The sequence below is a fragment of the Nitrosopumilaceae archaeon AB1(1) genome (assembly GCA_033471095.1).
In the GTDB taxonomy this organism is placed as follows: domain Archaea; phylum Thermoproteota; class Nitrososphaeria; order Nitrososphaerales; family Nitrosopumilaceae; genus Nitrosoabyssus; species Nitrosoabyssus spongiisocia.
The window spans coordinates 162910-178186 of record CP136752.1 but is presented as its reverse complement, the minus strand read 5'-3'; the positions used below and the strand labels follow the sequence as shown (position 1 = coordinate 178186).

19 protein-coding genes are annotated in these 15277 nt (G+C 36.2%); 13 read left to right on the top strand and 6 right to left on the bottom strand.

Annotated features, from left to right (window positions below; genetic code table 11):
- Positions 1-15: 15 nt before the first annotated feature.
- Complete coding sequence (locus tag R1F52_01110) at positions 16-144, bottom strand: hypothetical protein (GenBank protein ID WOV93271.1); 129 nt, start codon at positions 142-144, stop codon at positions 16-18.
- Between R1F52_01110 and R1F52_01105 the strand changes: the two genes are divergently transcribed.
- The 9 genes from R1F52_01105 (at position 104) to R1F52_01065 (ending at position 8307) form a co-directional block, all read left to right on the top strand.
- Positions 104-1555 (top strand): DUF5011 domain-containing protein, encoded by a 1452-nt coding sequence (locus R1F52_01105; GenBank protein ID WOV93909.1) that lies wholly within the window; start codon positions 104-106, stop codon positions 1553-1555. The two genes, R1F52_01110 and R1F52_01105, sit on opposite strands and share 41 nt — an antisense overlap.
- Positions 1530-2156 carry a DUF5011 domain-containing protein gene (locus R1F52_01100; protein WOV93270.1) on the top strand — a complete coding sequence of 209 codons (627 nt, stop codon included), beginning with the start codon at positions 1530-1532 and terminating at the stop codon, positions 2154-2156. The genes R1F52_01105 and R1F52_01100 overlap by 26 nt, the downstream gene beginning before the upstream one ends.
- A complete protein-coding gene (locus R1F52_01095) occupies positions 2137-2391 on the top strand; it encodes a DUF5011 domain-containing protein (protein WOV93269.1) in 255 nt (84 codons plus the stop codon). The genes R1F52_01100 and R1F52_01095 overlap by 20 nt, the downstream gene beginning before the upstream one ends.
- Positions 2372-2851: a DUF5011 domain-containing protein gene (locus R1F52_01090; protein ID WOV93268.1), complete on the top strand. Its 480-nt coding sequence runs from the start codon at positions 2372-2374 to the stop codon at positions 2849-2851. The genes R1F52_01095 and R1F52_01090 overlap by 20 nt, the downstream gene beginning before the upstream one ends.
- Positions 2832-3770, top strand: coding sequence for a DUF5011 domain-containing protein (locus tag R1F52_01085; protein WOV93267.1), 939 nt, complete (start codon positions 2832-2834; stop codon positions 3768-3770). The genes R1F52_01090 and R1F52_01085 overlap by 20 nt, the downstream gene beginning before the upstream one ends.
- Positions 3751-4737 (top strand): DUF5011 domain-containing protein, encoded by a 987-nt coding sequence (locus R1F52_01080; protein ID WOV93266.1) that lies wholly within the window; start codon positions 3751-3753, stop codon positions 4735-4737. The genes R1F52_01085 and R1F52_01080 overlap by 20 nt, the downstream gene beginning before the upstream one ends.
- Positions 4670-7111 carry a DUF5011 domain-containing protein gene (locus R1F52_01075; GenBank protein ID WOV93265.1) on the top strand — a complete coding sequence of 814 codons (2442 nt, stop codon included), beginning with the start codon at positions 4670-4672 and terminating at the stop codon, positions 7109-7111. The genes R1F52_01080 and R1F52_01075 overlap by 68 nt, the downstream gene beginning before the upstream one ends.
- Positions 7068-8039, top strand: coding sequence for a CFI-box-CTERM domain-containing protein (locus tag R1F52_01070; GenBank protein ID WOV93264.1), 972 nt, complete (start codon positions 7068-7070; stop codon positions 8037-8039). The genes R1F52_01075 and R1F52_01070 overlap by 44 nt, the downstream gene beginning before the upstream one ends.
- Before the next feature lie 79 nt (positions 8040-8118).
- Positions 8119-8307: a hypothetical protein gene (locus R1F52_01065; protein ID WOV93263.1), complete on the top strand. Its 189-nt coding sequence runs from the start codon at positions 8119-8121 to the stop codon at positions 8305-8307.
- 14 nt (positions 8308-8321) lie between these two features.
- Here R1F52_01065 and R1F52_01060 read toward each other — a convergent pair whose 3' ends face one another.
- Both R1F52_01060 and R1F52_01055 read right to left on the bottom strand, forming a co-directional pair.
- Positions 8322-8513: a hypothetical protein gene (locus R1F52_01060; protein ID WOV93262.1), complete on the bottom strand. Its 192-nt coding sequence runs from the start codon at positions 8511-8513 to the stop codon at positions 8322-8324.
- A gap of 343 nt (positions 8514-8856) precedes the next feature.
- Entirely contained in the window at positions 8857-9060 is a 204-nt protein-coding gene (locus R1F52_01055) for a hypothetical protein (GenBank protein ID WOV93261.1), read from the bottom strand.
- A 529-nt stretch (positions 9061-9589) separates the two neighbouring features.
- Here R1F52_01055 and R1F52_01050 point away from each other — a divergent pair.
- Complete coding sequence (locus R1F52_01050; protein WOV93260.1) at positions 9590-9859, top strand: hypothetical protein; 270 nt, start codon at positions 9590-9592, stop codon at positions 9857-9859.
- Here the strand turns inward: R1F52_01050 and R1F52_01045 are convergent.
- The gene (locus R1F52_01045; protein WOV93259.1) at positions 9856-10113 is read right to left on the bottom strand and encodes a hypothetical protein; all 258 of its coding nucleotides are present in this window, start codon (positions 10111-10113) and stop codon (positions 9856-9858) included. The two genes, R1F52_01050 and R1F52_01045, sit on opposite strands and share 4 nt — an antisense overlap.
- Before the next feature lie 150 nt (positions 10114-10263).
- Between R1F52_01045 and R1F52_01040 the strand changes: the two genes are divergently transcribed.
- The gene (locus R1F52_01040) at positions 10264-10656 is read left to right on the top strand and encodes a hypothetical protein (GenBank protein ID WOV93258.1); all 393 of its coding nucleotides are present in this window, start codon (positions 10264-10266) and stop codon (positions 10654-10656) included.
- Here the strand turns inward: R1F52_01040 and truD are convergent.
- Positions 10653-11834, bottom strand: a complete 1182-nt coding sequence (truD, locus tag R1F52_01035; GenBank protein ID WOV93257.1) for a tRNA pseudouridine(13) synthase TruD — start codon at positions 11832-11834, stop codon at positions 10653-10655. The genes R1F52_01040 and truD overlap by 4 nt on opposite strands.
- 40 nt (positions 11835-11874) lie before the next feature.
- Positions 11875-12999, bottom strand: coding sequence for an NAD(P)/FAD-dependent oxidoreductase (locus R1F52_01030; protein WOV93256.1), 1125 nt, complete (start codon positions 12997-12999; stop codon positions 11875-11877).
- 115 nt (positions 13000-13114) lie between these two features.
- Between R1F52_01030 and pth2 the strand changes: the two genes are divergently transcribed.
- Together pth2 and R1F52_01020 are read left to right on the top strand one after the other, a co-directional pair.
- On the top strand, positions 13115-13468 hold the full coding sequence (pth2, locus tag R1F52_01025; GenBank protein WOV93255.1) for a peptidyl-tRNA hydrolase Pth2: 354 nt from the start codon (positions 13115-13117) through the stop codon (positions 13466-13468).
- A gap of 48 nt (positions 13469-13516) precedes the next feature.
- Positions 13517-15088: a lyase gene (locus tag R1F52_01020; protein WOV93254.1), complete on the top strand. Its 1572-nt coding sequence runs from the start codon at positions 13517-13519 to the stop codon at positions 15086-15088.
- Positions 15089-15277 lie beyond the last annotated feature (189 nt).

Genomic DNA, 15277 nt, shown 5'->3' with positions numbered 1-15277 from the left:
TAGTGAAAACATTAACTATTCGACTTTTCCTACTACTGACTTTACTCTTACTAGTAGATCTGCTGGTATATTTCTAATTACTTTTGACTCTTCCTCTGTTACTCTGATTATAAACGGAACTCTCTTTGCAAATGAAATCATCACTATCTCATATAATAAAACTAGTGGTGGAATACACTCTACTCAAAGTACAGACATAACACTAGAAAACTTTGTAAACCAATCTGTAATTAACAACATTTCAGATACTATTCCCCCAGTAATCACACTAATTGGTAATGCTACTGTTTATGTAGAACTTGACTCATCCTACTCTGAGCAAAACGCCACTACTGATGATAACTCTCCAGTAACAATTGGTGGTGACACTGTAAATTCATCTCTCAAGGGAAATTATACCGTCACCTATGACTCTGTTGATTCAGCAGGAAATAATGCCACCCAAGTGAATAGGCTTGTAATTGTTAGTGACACTATTCCCCCAGTAATCACACTGAATGGCAATAGTACCATAACACTATTTGTTGGCGCTACATATAATGAGCAAAACGCCACTACTGATGATAACTCTCCAGTAACAATTGGTGGTGACACTGTAAATTCATCTCTCCAGGGAAATTATATCGTCACATACAACTCTGTTGATTCAGCAGGAAATAATGCCACCCAAGTTGTTAGAACTGTAATAATTTCTGATGCACCAGATAATACTCCCCCAGTAATCACACTAATTGGTAATGCTACTGTTTATGTAGAACTTGACTCATCCTACTCTGAGCAAAACGCCACTACTGATGATAACTCTCCAGTAACAATTGGTGGTGACACTGTAAATTCATCTCTCAAGGGAAATTATACCGTCACCTATGACTCTGTTGATTCAGCAGGAAATAATGCCACCCAAGTGAATAGGCTTGTAATTGTTAGTGACACTATTCCCCCAGTAATCACACTGAATGGCAATAGTACCATAACACTATTTGTTGGCGCTACATATAATGAGCAAAACGCCACTACTGATGATAACTCTCCAGTAACAATTGGTGGTGACACTGTAAATTCATCTCTCCAGGGAAATTATATCGTCACATACAACTCTGTTGATTCAGCAGGAAATAATGCCACCCAAGTTGTTAGAACTGTAATAATTTCTGATGCACCAGATGATACTCCCCCAGTAATCACACTAATTGGTAATGCTACTGTTTATGTAGAACTTGACTCATCCTACTCTGAGCAAAACGCCACTACTGATGATAACTCTCCAGTAACAATTGGTGGTGACACTGTAAATTCATCTCTCAAGGGAAATTATACCGTCACCTATGACTCTGTTGATTCAGCAGGAAATAATGCCACCCAAGTGAATAGGCTTGTAATTGTTAGTGACACTATTCCCCCAGTAATCACACTGAATGGCAATAGTACCATAACACTATTTGTTGGCGCTACATATAATGAGCAAAACGCCACTACTGATGATGACTCTCCAGTAACAATTGGTGGTGACACTGTAAATTCATCTCTCCATGGGAAATTATACCGTCACCTATGACTCTGTTGATTCAGCAGGAAATAATGCCACCCAAGTTGTTAGAACTGTGATAATTTCTGATGCACCAGATAATACTCCCCCAGTAATCACACTAATTGGTAATGCTACTGTTTATGTAGAACTTGACTCATCCTACTCTGAGCAAAACGCCACTACTGATGATAACTCTCCAGTAACAATTGGTGGTGACACTGTAAATTCATCTCTCGTGGGAAATTATACCGTCACCTATGACTCTGTTGATTCAGCAGGAAATAATGCCACCCAAGTGAATAGGCTTGTAATTGTTAGTGACACTATTCCCCCAGTAATCACACTGAATGGCAATAGTACCATAACACTATTTGTTGGCGCTACATATAATGAGCAAAACGCCACTACTGATGATGACTCTCCAGTAACAATTGGTGGTGACACTGTAAATTCATCTCTCATGGGAAATTATACCGTCACCTATGACTCTGTTGATTCAGCAGGAAATAATGCCACCCAAGTTGTTAGAACTGTAATAATTTCTGATGCACCAGATAATACTCCCCCAGTAATCACACTAATTGGTAATGCTACTGTTTATGTAGAACTTGACTCATTCCTACTCTGAGCAAAACGCCACTACTGATGATGGTTCTCTAGTAACAATTGGTGGTGACACTGTAAATTCATCTCTCGTGGGAAATTATACCGTCACCTATGACTCTGTTGATTCAGCAGGAAATAATGCCACCCAAGTTGTTAGAACTGTAATAATTTCTGATGCACCAGATGATACTCCCCCAGTAATCACACTAATTGGTAATGCTACTGTTTATGTAGAACTTGACTCATTCCTACTCTGAGCAAAACGCCACTACTGATGATAACTCTCCAGTAACAATTGGTGGTGACACTGTAAATTCATCTCTCAAGGGAAATTATACCGTCACCTATGACTCTGTTGATTCAGCAGGAAATAATGCCACCCAAGTGAATAGGCTTGTAATTGTTAGTGACACTATTCCCCCAGTAATCACACTGAATGGCAATAGTACCATAACACTATTTGTTGGCGCTACATATAATGAGCAAAACGCCACTACTGATGATGACTCTCCAGTAACAATTGGTGGTGACACTGTAAATTCATCTCTCATGGGAAATTATACCGTCACCTATGACTCTGTTGATTCAGCAGGAAATAATGCCACCCAAGTTGTTAGAACTGTGATAATTTCTGATGCACCAGATAATACTCCCCCAGTAATCACACTAATTGGTAATGCTACTGTTTATGTAGAACTTGACTCATTCCTACTCTGAGCAAAACGCCACTACTGATGATAACTCTCCAGTAACAATTGGTGGTGACACTGTAAATTCATCTCTCGTGGGAAATTATACCGTCACCTATGACTCTGTTGATTCAGCAGGAAATAATGCCACCCAAGTGAATAGGCTTGTAATTGTTAGTGACACTATTCCCCCAGTAATCACACTGAATGGCAATAGTACCATAACACTATTTGTTGGCGCTACATATAATGAGCAAAACGCCACTACTGATGATGACTCTCCAGTAACAATTGGTGGTGACACTGTAAATTCATCTCTCATGGGAAATTATACCGTCACCTATGACTCTGTTGATTCAGCAGGAAATAATGCCACCCAAGTTGTTAGAACTGTAATAATTTCTGATGCACCAGATAATACTCCCCCAGTAATCACACTAATTGGTAATGCTACTGTTTATGTAGAACTTGACTCATCCTACTCTGAGCAAAACGCCACTACTGATGATGGTTCTCTAGTAACAATTGGTGGTGACACTGTAAATTCATCTCTCGTGGGAAATTATACCGTCACCTATGACTCTGTTGATTCAGCAGGAAATAATGCCACCCAAGTGAATAGGCTTGTAATTGTTAGTGACACTATTCCCCCAGTAATCACACTGAATGGCAATAGTACCATAACACTATTTGTTGGCGCTACATATAATGAGCAAAACGCCACTACTGATGATGACTCTCCAGTAACAATTGGTGGTGACACTGTAAATTCATCTCTCATGGGAAATTATACCGTCACCTATGACTCTGTTGATTCAGCAGGAAATAATGCCACCCAAGTTGTTAGAACTGTGATAATTTCTGATGCACCAGATAATACTCCCCCAGTAATCACACTAATTGGTAATGCTACTGTTTATGTAGAACTTGACTCATTCCTACTCTGAGCAAAACGCCACTACTGATGATAACTCTCTAGTAACAATTGGTGGTGACACTGTAAATTCATCTCTCGTGGGAAATTATACCGTCACCTATGACTCTGTTGATTCAGCAGGAAATAATGCCACCCAAGTGAATAGGCTTGTAATTGTTAGTGACACTATTCCCCCAGTAATCACACTGAATGGCAATAGTACCATAACACTATTTGTTGGCGCTACATATAATGAGCAAAACGCCACTACTGATGATGACTCTCCAGTAACAATTGGTGGTGACACTGTAAATTCATCTCTCATGGGAAATTATACCGTCACCTATGACTCTGTTGATTCAGCAGGAAATAATGCCACCCAAGTTGTTAGAACTGTGATAATTTCTGATACACCAGATAATACTCCCCCAGTAATCACACTAATTGGTAATGCTACTGTTTATGTAGAACTTGACTCATCCTACTCTGAGCAAAACGCCACTACTGATGATAACTCTCCAGTAACAATTGGTGGTGACACTGTAAATTCATCTCTCGTGGGAAATTATACCGTCACCTATGACTCTGTTGATTCAGCAGGAAATAATGCCACCCAAGTGAATAGGCTTGTAATTGTTAGTGACACTATTCCCCCAGTAATCACACTGAATGGCAATAGTATCATAACACTATTTGTTGGCGCTACATATAATGAGCAAAACGCCACTACTGATGATGACTCTCCAGTAACAATTGGTGGTGACACTGTAAATTCATCTCTCATGGGAAATTATACCGTCACCTATGACTCTGTTGATTCAGCAGGAAATAATGCCACCCAAGTTGTTAGAACTGTGATAATTTCTGATACACCAGATAATACTCCCCCAGTAATCACACTAATTGGTAATGCTACTGTTTATGTAGAACTTGACTCATCCTACTCTGAGCAAAACGCCACTACTGATGATAACTCTACTAGTAACAATTGGTGGTGACACTGTAAATTCATCTCTCGTGGGAAATTATACCGTCACCTATGACTCTGTTGATTCAGCAGGAAATAATGCCACCCAAGTGAATAGGCTTGTAATTGTTAGTGACACTATTCCCCCAGTAATCACACTGAATGGCAATAGTACCATAACACTATTTGTTGGCGCTACATATAATGAGCAAAACGCCACTACTGATGATGACTCTCCAGTAACAATTGGTGGTGACACTGTAAATTCATCTCTCATGGGAAATTATACCGTCACCTATGACTCTGTTGATTCAGCAGGAAATAATGCCACCCAAGTTGTTAGAACTGTGATAATTTCTGATGCACCAGATAATACTCCCCCAGTAATCACACTAATTGGTAATGCTACTGTTTATGTAGAACTTGACTCATCCTACTCTGAGCAAAACGCCACTACTGATGATGGCTCTCCAGTAACAATTGGTGGTGACACTGTAAATTCATCTCTCGTGGGAAATTATACCGTCACCTATGACTCTGTTGATTCAGCAGGAAATAATGCCACCCAAGTGAATAGGCTTGTAATTGTTAGTGACACTACTCCCCCAGTAATCACACTGAATGGCAATAGTACCATAACACTATTTGTTGGCGCTACATATAATGAGCAAAACGCCACTACTGATGATGGTTCTCTAGTAACAATTGGTGGTGACACTGTAAATTCATCTCTCGTGGGAAATTATACCGTCACCTATGACTCTGTTGATTCAGCAGGAAATAATGCCACCCAAGTGAATAGAACTATAGTTGTTCGTGACACTACTCCACCAACAGTCGTTGGTACCCCGATTTATAATACTGTGACAAACACTCTAACCATTACATTTAGTGAAAATGTAACTATAACTGACTCATTAGAATTTGTTTTATCTGGTTCCAATAACTTTTCTGGTGTTATTAATTATACAAACAATCCTACTTTGGTTGTAACTTATCCTTCGGCTGTATCCCGATCTTACATTATAAATCAAGCAACTCTTAGCAATAATTTGACTCTTACTGGACTTGGCATCACAGATGCTGCAAATAATAGTCTAGTTGCTGTGATACTGGGATATACCACCTTATATTCACCAATCATTACACTGGATGGTAATGCTACTATTTACGTAGAGCAAGGCACATCCTACTCTGAACTGGGAGCTGCCACTCATGATGGCTCTACAATAGTCATTGGCGGTGACACTGTAAATCCTGATACCTTGGGCAACTATACCATCACATACGACTCTACGAATTCGGTAGGAGATGCTATCCAAGTGAATAGAACTGTAATTGTTCGTGACACTATTGCCCCAACAGTCGTTGGTACTCCAGTATATGATGCTCAAACACACACTCTATCCATTACATTTAGTGAAAATGTAAGTATAACTAATCCATCACAATTGCTTATAGGATTCGTTTTCCCTTCTAATGTTAATTATACAAACAATCCTACTCTGGTTCTAACTTTTAACAGCACAGCCACCGAATCTATATTTAACGTTTTTATCGAGTCAGTTGATGGTACTCGGGTAACTATTAATGCAAATTCAATTGTAGATACTGCAAATAATGGTATACTTACTAATAACCCATCATTCAGTGTCCAAAACATCATTTCATCAGACGATCAGGTATTATCTCCTGCCACTATTCATGTGGACGCACCATTAATTCTCACACCTGAACATCAAAATGTTACTATCAATTATGTCGCTACTACTTTAAACACTACTAATATCACTGCAGGATTAACTGCCAAACTTGTATCTACTAATGTCATTACAGTCATGATACCTACTAGTACTATTATTACTCATGATGGTACTTGGGATTCGCAATTCCTTGCACCACGTACTGCTACTATTACTATACCCTCTACAACTGTAGGTCAGACTACTACTAGTCATGTAACGATTACAGTTATAACTTTGGGAGATGTAACAATTGATCTCAACCTAGGTGATACAGTTGCGTCTATTGTATTTGAAAATCAAGGTGGAAATAATCATAATATATATTATGTAAATACTATTGGCTCTACACCAACCCAGATATCATCCTGTGGTACTAGTAATATCGCAGAAATTAATACTCTTTTAACCACTACTTCCACAAACGAATGTTTTGTAGATGACAACACTCATGTAACAATTTACACCACTCACCTATCCACCTATGCTCTAACATCTTCCACCGGTGCCACTAGTACTCAAGTACCTGCACCTATTCCATTTACTAGTAGTGGTGATGGCAGTAGCTCAGGAGGCGGCGGCGCAGGTCGTATATTCACTGGTGGTCAAGCCCCAATAATTGCAGAGGCTATTATTCACAAAGTATCTTGGGAAGTCAGCTGATGATAAAAAACTAGTTGAAATTATTGCTAGCCCATCCTCTGATGATGCTTTTGTTACTATTAGTAGTTCCAAACTAGGGGTAATTGCAACTCAACTCTCCCTAACACAGCCCTACTCTGACAGAGTCGTCTATTTGGGTCTAGTGTCTTCTGATGAACGCTTTGTATCTGTAAAGGCTAGCGTATACTCTAATACTTTCTTTACAAGTGAACAAAAATTAGTAGATATTTCTCAACCCACCGGTTCCATCACTTTTGATTCTACACTACCTGTTGCATCTACCGGTACCATAAAGGATGATAAAACCATAATGGACGATAAAACCATAGTGGATAATGATACTATGATGGATAATGATACCATGATGGATAATGATACCATGATGGATAATGATACCATGATGGATAATGATACCATGATGGATGATGATACTATGATGGACAATAAAACAATAATGGACAATAAAACCATAATGGACAATAAAACCATAATGGACAATAAAACCATGAAGGATGATAACTCTACTACTACCACTACTGAAGGTGGTTGTCTAATCGCAACAGCAGTATATGGAACTGAGCTTTCACAACAAGTACAAATGCTCAGAGAGATACGTGATACAACTTTAATGACTAGTCTACCTGGAATATCATTTATAACATCATTCAACCAAATCTATTACACCTTTTCACCTATAATTGCAGATGCTGAGCGTGAAAACCCTCTACTGCGTGAAATAATTCAGACTATTCTATATCCTCTACTCTCTAGTGTCTCTATAATGACGATGGCAGATGACTCGGAGAATAGTGTGTTGGCTTTGGGATTACTTGTAATTGCTATCAACTTGCTAATTTATGTTGGTCTACCAACATTGGCATTTGTTTATCTACATAAAAAAATTAAATCTGTCAAACTCGTATCTTAAATTCCTTACATAAAATCATTTCACTCAAACCTAATTTTGACCACAATGATGTGATGGAAAAAAATTAAATATTTGATATATGCAATATGACGAATCTGATACTATTAATTTAAAAACTCAATCTGAGATATTTGCCGACTATTTATGTGACATATCTGTAAAATCCACACCAAATAAACTTGGTACTAGTGGCAATGAGTTAATTGTTAATAATCATAGTAAAGACTCTATTGCAAATTCGGGTGCTATTCATGGAGCGATACTATAATCTCTATTTTAATTTTATTTCTTTTGATTCTTCTTGGATTTATCACTATTTCTTGTAATCAACATATATGAACCATAAATTAATAATCCTGCTAGAAGAATATAAAATCCATATCTGCCAAGATAATGTGTAAAAGATAGATCTGCTTGATTGATATACGCAATCAAAATATTAATCGTGAGATATACAATCAATAAAACATCCATGTTATTTTGTCTCCGTTTTTATCCAGTGTATAAAAAAGAATCTCAAATACATTTTATTCACTACTTGTCAATAATATCAGATATCTTATTTGCCAAATCACCGTATTTGTTATTATATGTTGAACGTTATGTTAAAAGATCATCAAAATAATTACTCAAATGAGCATTATGAGCATTGGTATCTTTTAAATAATTATTTTCTAATACGGTCATATACTGTAAAATTTCATCATAACGATCCCATTTATTATTTGTAGAGTATCTTGTCAAAAGAGTGTTTAATAGACTATATACTCTTCATTATACTCTGTGGTGATTTCAGCATATATCTTATTGAACTGTCTCAAAGTTTATCACGTTCTAAGGTTGCGACATTTGCGTAAGATTCTAACTGTATCAATTCATTGTTTAGTTTCTGTACTTCTTTCATCTTGTTTAATAATTCGACACTTTTGTCATAAAGACCAACATATTCATTAATACTGGGAATATTTGAAATAGATAGTGTGGTCAAAGCCACAGATCCCAAACTTATGATGATGGCCATAATTGATATACCAATAATTTTAGAGTTTGACAATTTATCGAATATTATGAACGAATGACGCTAGGCAGAACGGAGTGTCACAAATAGAAATACACGCAAGAGACTTGTATAAAATCGCAAATGGGCATCTGAGCGAGTCCCCTAGTATGCCTAACTGTTGCAGTGTTATGAAAAGCAAAAAATATAATTCTAAGATTGTATCAGGACTGCCATTAACAAGGAAATACATTATTGATTCGTTGCAATTTGTGAACACATTTGTGGTATAATTTACTGTTTTTATAATAACAATTATAATTCATTGATTTATGAGTAACACCCAAAGTTGCAACAGAACATATTTTCAAAATGGCTAAATGTAGCCTAGATTATATTTTTTTATGAACTGTGACAATTGTAATCACACCTCTGATATTCACAACACCTCTGAACCTGGTGCATCTCTCTTAAAACTAGGTAAATGTATGATCCCTGGATGTCAGTGCAAAGAGTATGTTGACTCTATCCAATTAATAGATGAGGAATTGTCATGACTGAGATTAAACCATGTAATGATGATAAACTTCAACTTCACAGCGAAAGTGATGAAATGCAAAAACAACTAGATGCACTAAAATCTAAAATTAATGCTCTAGAGGCATCTTCTGAAGATAACTGGCAACGTAACGTCACAAAAACACTTCTTGTATTAGTAGATCAACAATCACACACTCTAAAAGAATTTAACCATTTAAAAAAAGCTATATATTTTCTTACACTTCATATATTCAAAGTTGAAAATATGGTTAGAAAATCTTAATTCTCGTTACAAACTGGTTTAAACTTGTTTATTATTCTATCTACTAGACGCTTCCTTGCATTCTCATCTGATTTCCACATGGGATATATTGCAAGATAAATTTCATCTGATATCCCTCCATGTGTATGCCAACAATCTGATTCTAAATCTTTCGTGAAAAAATCTTTCTTTTGAGTTCCAGCAGTTTGGTCGGTGTATATTATGTGGAATTTTTCATCTTTTTTTGAGAGTATCAGATATACCACCTCTTCCATCGGTGGTCCCCACTCTGAGATTTTTATCGGACCCAGAAACTCATATTGAAATATCTGAAACGCCATAACTATACAAAATACTCATCTGTGTTTAATTTTTAATCTTCCCTTTTGAAAGGATTAAATTCTACTTGAATGAATTTTTACTCATTGAGCGACGAAAATCCACATAATTATCGTGCTGTGGGCATATCTATGTTCATGGTGGCATTTTCACTTGCTACTATTGGAATTCTTAGCTTATTTGTTGCAGATGATGTCTTGTATGGAGATAGCATAAAGAGACAAAAAGTATTAGAATTTGAAAATTGTAAAGCCGTTGATTTTGTTTCTGAATCCTGTGTAAAATTCAAAAATGGTATTCAATTTTCACAATGTCTAAAAAATAATGATCTTGAAAGTCCAGAATGTTTTACATATAGAACATGGGTAGAGTCTAAAATATTTGAAGAGTGTAAATCTAATCGAGATAATACTAGTCCTGAGTGTAAACAATTCGGCAATAGAGTGTTTGCAAATCTCATGCCAGATAAAGAAACTTAAAATCCTGACTCTAGTGGATTTTCAGGTTTCATAATCTCTCGTAAAAGTATAGTTGCAAATGAACCTCTTGTTAACATAAATGATATGATATTATTAGTTACTGTAAAATTTTGATGCATGATTAGTGCCTCTCTGAACCCTCCCTCATTACCTGCCTCTTGTATCTGTTTTGTGAAAAAATCGGCTGGTTTAATATTCTCTTCTTGTAAAACCTCTGATATTATTTCATGAAATCTTGTCTTTTTGTAATAGGAATATCCGACAAATGGAATTGCAAGTTTATCATCTGCTTTAAAATTATATTTTCCAATTTTTCCATCTGAATTAAAACAGACATCTCCATCTTTGGCCTCCAATGATATCTCATCTTTGTATATTCTACTCAGTGTCTTGTTGAATAGAAAGGATTGATAGGCTTGAACAAAAAATCTCCTCATAGATACTGGTATATTGCGTAATGCCACAAGATAATCTCCACACTCTGTCATTTTTCGATAAATCATCCTCTCTAAATCCATGCCCTTTGGAATCTCCTCATACGATATACTATTCTCTGCTAATCTCTGTCTTGTTTTATTATTCTCTGTTGTATCATATTCTGATGTAGCCCCTAAAAGTGTCTCCACTGCCAATTGAAAATCTCCTTGTATGATGGCTTTGCCGATTTTGTGGCTAACCGGTCTCTTTGATCCAAATCTTTGATATCCATAAAAATTTAAAATTATTTCATCATTCAAACTTGCAATATCTGATTTAATATCGTTGATCTTTATAGTAAATTGATTTCCTATCATATCTTTTTTTGAAAATGGTTTATTTACAAATCCAATTTGTGATATGCTTACCTTGTCTGTGTTTACTAATTTATTTCCAGTTTGTGTTCTTGTTGTACAGACATATTGTTCTGTCATTGCGTGTGCATCTTTGAGACCAAGTGCTTTTAGATTCATACCAGTCTTATTTCTAACTAAATTCAAAGCGTGTGTTGTATCTATCCCATTTTTTTTCAAATTATATACTGTGTATTTGCCTTTTGAGTTTATATCCTCTAGAATAGATTTAGATAATAATTCTACAACTTGAAAATCTTCATTTTTCTCCTTTATACGACCGCCACAACCTACAAAATTAGTACTATACACATCCATGCCAATCTCTTGATCTATTTTAGGAAGCATAACAGTATAGTAGAGACCTATCTGATTAAATCATTTCTATTTATTTTAATAATTTTTTAAATTCACTACCAAGTAACATCTGTGCAATCTTGAAAGTTCCTTTTACACCTAGCATCTTGATCAGCATTCCACTATGAAAGTCAAAATCTTCACTTTTTGCCATATCTTGTATCATTTCAGGTGATATTGCAGAAAATAGTGAATCTATGGTGGAATTATCAAGTTTTTCTAGGATTTTTCTCCCCAAAAACTGCTTTTCAAATTCTGCACCAAACATCTTGTGCCATTGTATTTTATATTGATTCAACTCTTCACTATTTTGAGATTTTAAAAATTTATCAATTGCATTTCCTGCTAGTATGCCTCCCATCCCTGCTGAATATATGCCTCCTGCAGTTGTAGGTTTTGTCTGTCCAGCTGCATCACCTATTGTTATTACATTATTAGTAACAAATTGCTTGATTGGACCTTTGATCCAAATAGGTGCAAATATTTTTCTCATGATTGAATATTTACCTCTACTCTCCATGAATTTCTCTACTGTCTTCTCTGCATTAATTTTTTTACCTGCAATGCCAACCTTGCCAACATGTTTTCCAATGGGAATAACCCATGCAAAGAACCCAGGATATAATTTTTGATCGAGATAAATTTCTACAGTTTCGCCATCAATCCAATCCGCATACACCTGATATTGTGCAGAAGATAAAAATCCCTCTCTGTCGTTGTTTGCTAGTGCCTGTATGCCTCTAGCATCAACCATACATTTACACTCAAAATCTTCCTGACTGGTATGTACTATATTATTTGAAAATTTTAAAAATTTATTTCCAACCATAATCTCTGCGCCATTCTCTTGTGCCTGAATTGCTACTTGTTTATCAAGTTCTCTGCAATCAATTTGGAGTATATTTTGTGCCATAGAATTTATCTCCAAATTTTTCCCACTAGGTGCATACAATCTAGCTTTATTCACTCTACTGGCGCTCCTTTGTATAGGAACATCAATGGAATCCAATCCTTTCCTACTAACAAGACCTCCACAATGCTCTGGTGTTCCAATCTCATGATCTTCTTCTACAACTAATACTGAATGATTTTTTGCAATCTCTCTTGCACATAGTAGCCCTGCAATACTGCCACCTACCACTATTACATCATACATGATTATTACAGTATCGTGTAATTATTTATTGTATTCGTGTTGTCAATTCTACAATTATGAAACAACTTTGTCAAATTTGATATGCTTTTAATTATGATGTAACTCATTAATACTCATGGCTGATTTCAAACAAGTGATTGCTGTTCGTACTGATCTAGGTATGGGCAAAGGTAAGATTGCCGCTCAAGTAGGTCATGCATGTGTAATGGCTGCCGATAAAGCCAGACGTAATTATTCTGATTGGTATGATTCGTGGTGGCCATCTCAAGTGAAAATAGTAGTTCGAGCATCTGGTATCTCTGATATTATTAAACTCAAGCGATCTGCTGCAGAAATGGATATTCCGTGGGCTGAGGTATCTGATGCAGGGCATACTCAGCTTGAACCGGGTACAGTAACGTGCATCTGTTTGGGACCAGCAGATGGGAACAGAATTGACGATATAACTGGCGATATGCGTCTTTTATAGAATTAATCATTGGAATAAAATATTAACGTCTATTATCATTTTGTTTTTGTGAAAAAACGAACAAAAGGAATTTTAGCATTTGCATTTTTTGGTGGTCTAATGTTGACATCAGGAGTTGTGATAGGTATACCAGGATTAATTCCAGAGCCTGATGATTCTATTGGTGACGGTGTATCTGGAGATCCTAATAGTTATTCTATTGATGAGCAGATTCGCTTTTGTGAATCTAGTACGGCAAAGACCACCCCCTATATTACAGAATATAAAATATCAACTTGGTGTGTTCAACCTTTGGCAATATTTGTGGATGACTCCTCTAATGTGTGGTTTACACAAACAAATACTGGTGGACTGGGAATGTTTGATCCTAAAACTGAAACGTTTACTGATTATCCAAATCCACAGTGGACTTCTGATTCACGTTCGATGATGTGGGGTATAGATTCATCCTCTGATGGAAACATTTGGTTCACCGATGATAGTTTTGATTCTATTTGGCAATTTGATCCTGTTATGAATACTTATACTATGATCCCATTCCCTGTTGAGACTCGTTCCTTACCACAAAAATTAAGCATAATAAACTCTTCAATTATTATTAATGATTTTACAGGTGCTAAATTAGCTCTATTGGATATAGCAGATGCAAAATCCATGGATACTGAATACTCTCTACTTCCGTCTCCTGTAGAAAATTCCTTTACTAGTGATGTTGCTCTTGACTCTAATGGTTCTCTTTGGTTTACAAACTGGGTATTTCAAAAAGGTGGTGTACTCTCCAACATACCTTTCGACTCATTCCGTGATGATTTAGATTCTGTATTGACCAATAGTTCTAAGGCATATCCTTTTCCCCCTGGTCTGACCACGCCAAATGGATTGGTGGCAGATAAAAATGACAATATTTGGATTGTAGATACATCTAGTAACTTTTTCTTTAAATTTGATCCCATCAAAGAGACTTTTACTAGATATGTTACATCAATTCCCACTGTATCTACGTATGGTAATGTTACTGGCGTAATTGTTAATCCTGTTTCTAGACCTTATTGGATAGATGTTACTGATGATAACCTTCTTGTATTCAATGAGCAAACTGCAAATCGTATAGGCGTATTTGATCCTGAATCTGAGGTTCTAGTCGAGTATCTGATACCCTCGATGAATCCATTTTGGGCTGATTGTCAAATAATGAAAAATTGTGGATTGGCTCAAGTATTTGACTTTGCTATAGATGGAGATTTAATATGGTTTACAGAATGGGTTGAAAATAATATCGGTGTTGTAGATACGTCAATACCACTACCTTACACGTTAAACTTCAATGATACAGATGTCGTCATTCCACGTGGAACAGTAGGAACTGTATCTGCCACGCTTGAAAAAGTTGCAGATCAAACAGGTGGTACAGTATCTCCAACATCCAACATATTCTCTCCGTTATCTGATATTGTCATTATACCATTTGGTTCTGATCCAGAAGATGCTGCTTTACGAAATACCATAAATTATAATATAGTTGTATCTGATACTGCTCTTATCGGCAAACACAGAGTACTACTAGGTGGAGATGCAGGTAATGTGTCTGTATCACAATTTATTACAATAACTGTTACATAATTTGTGGTGTGGAAATTAGTTACATATAACATAGATTTACAATTCTTCAAAATTCAAAACTGAGTACTAGATACAGTCAAAATGTTAATTCAGACTAGTATACTGTATAGTAATAAGATCAATGAATCTGTATGGTGATAGTTTCTAGATTTTTAATGTTGAGTGGTTTCAATGAATATTCATCACACA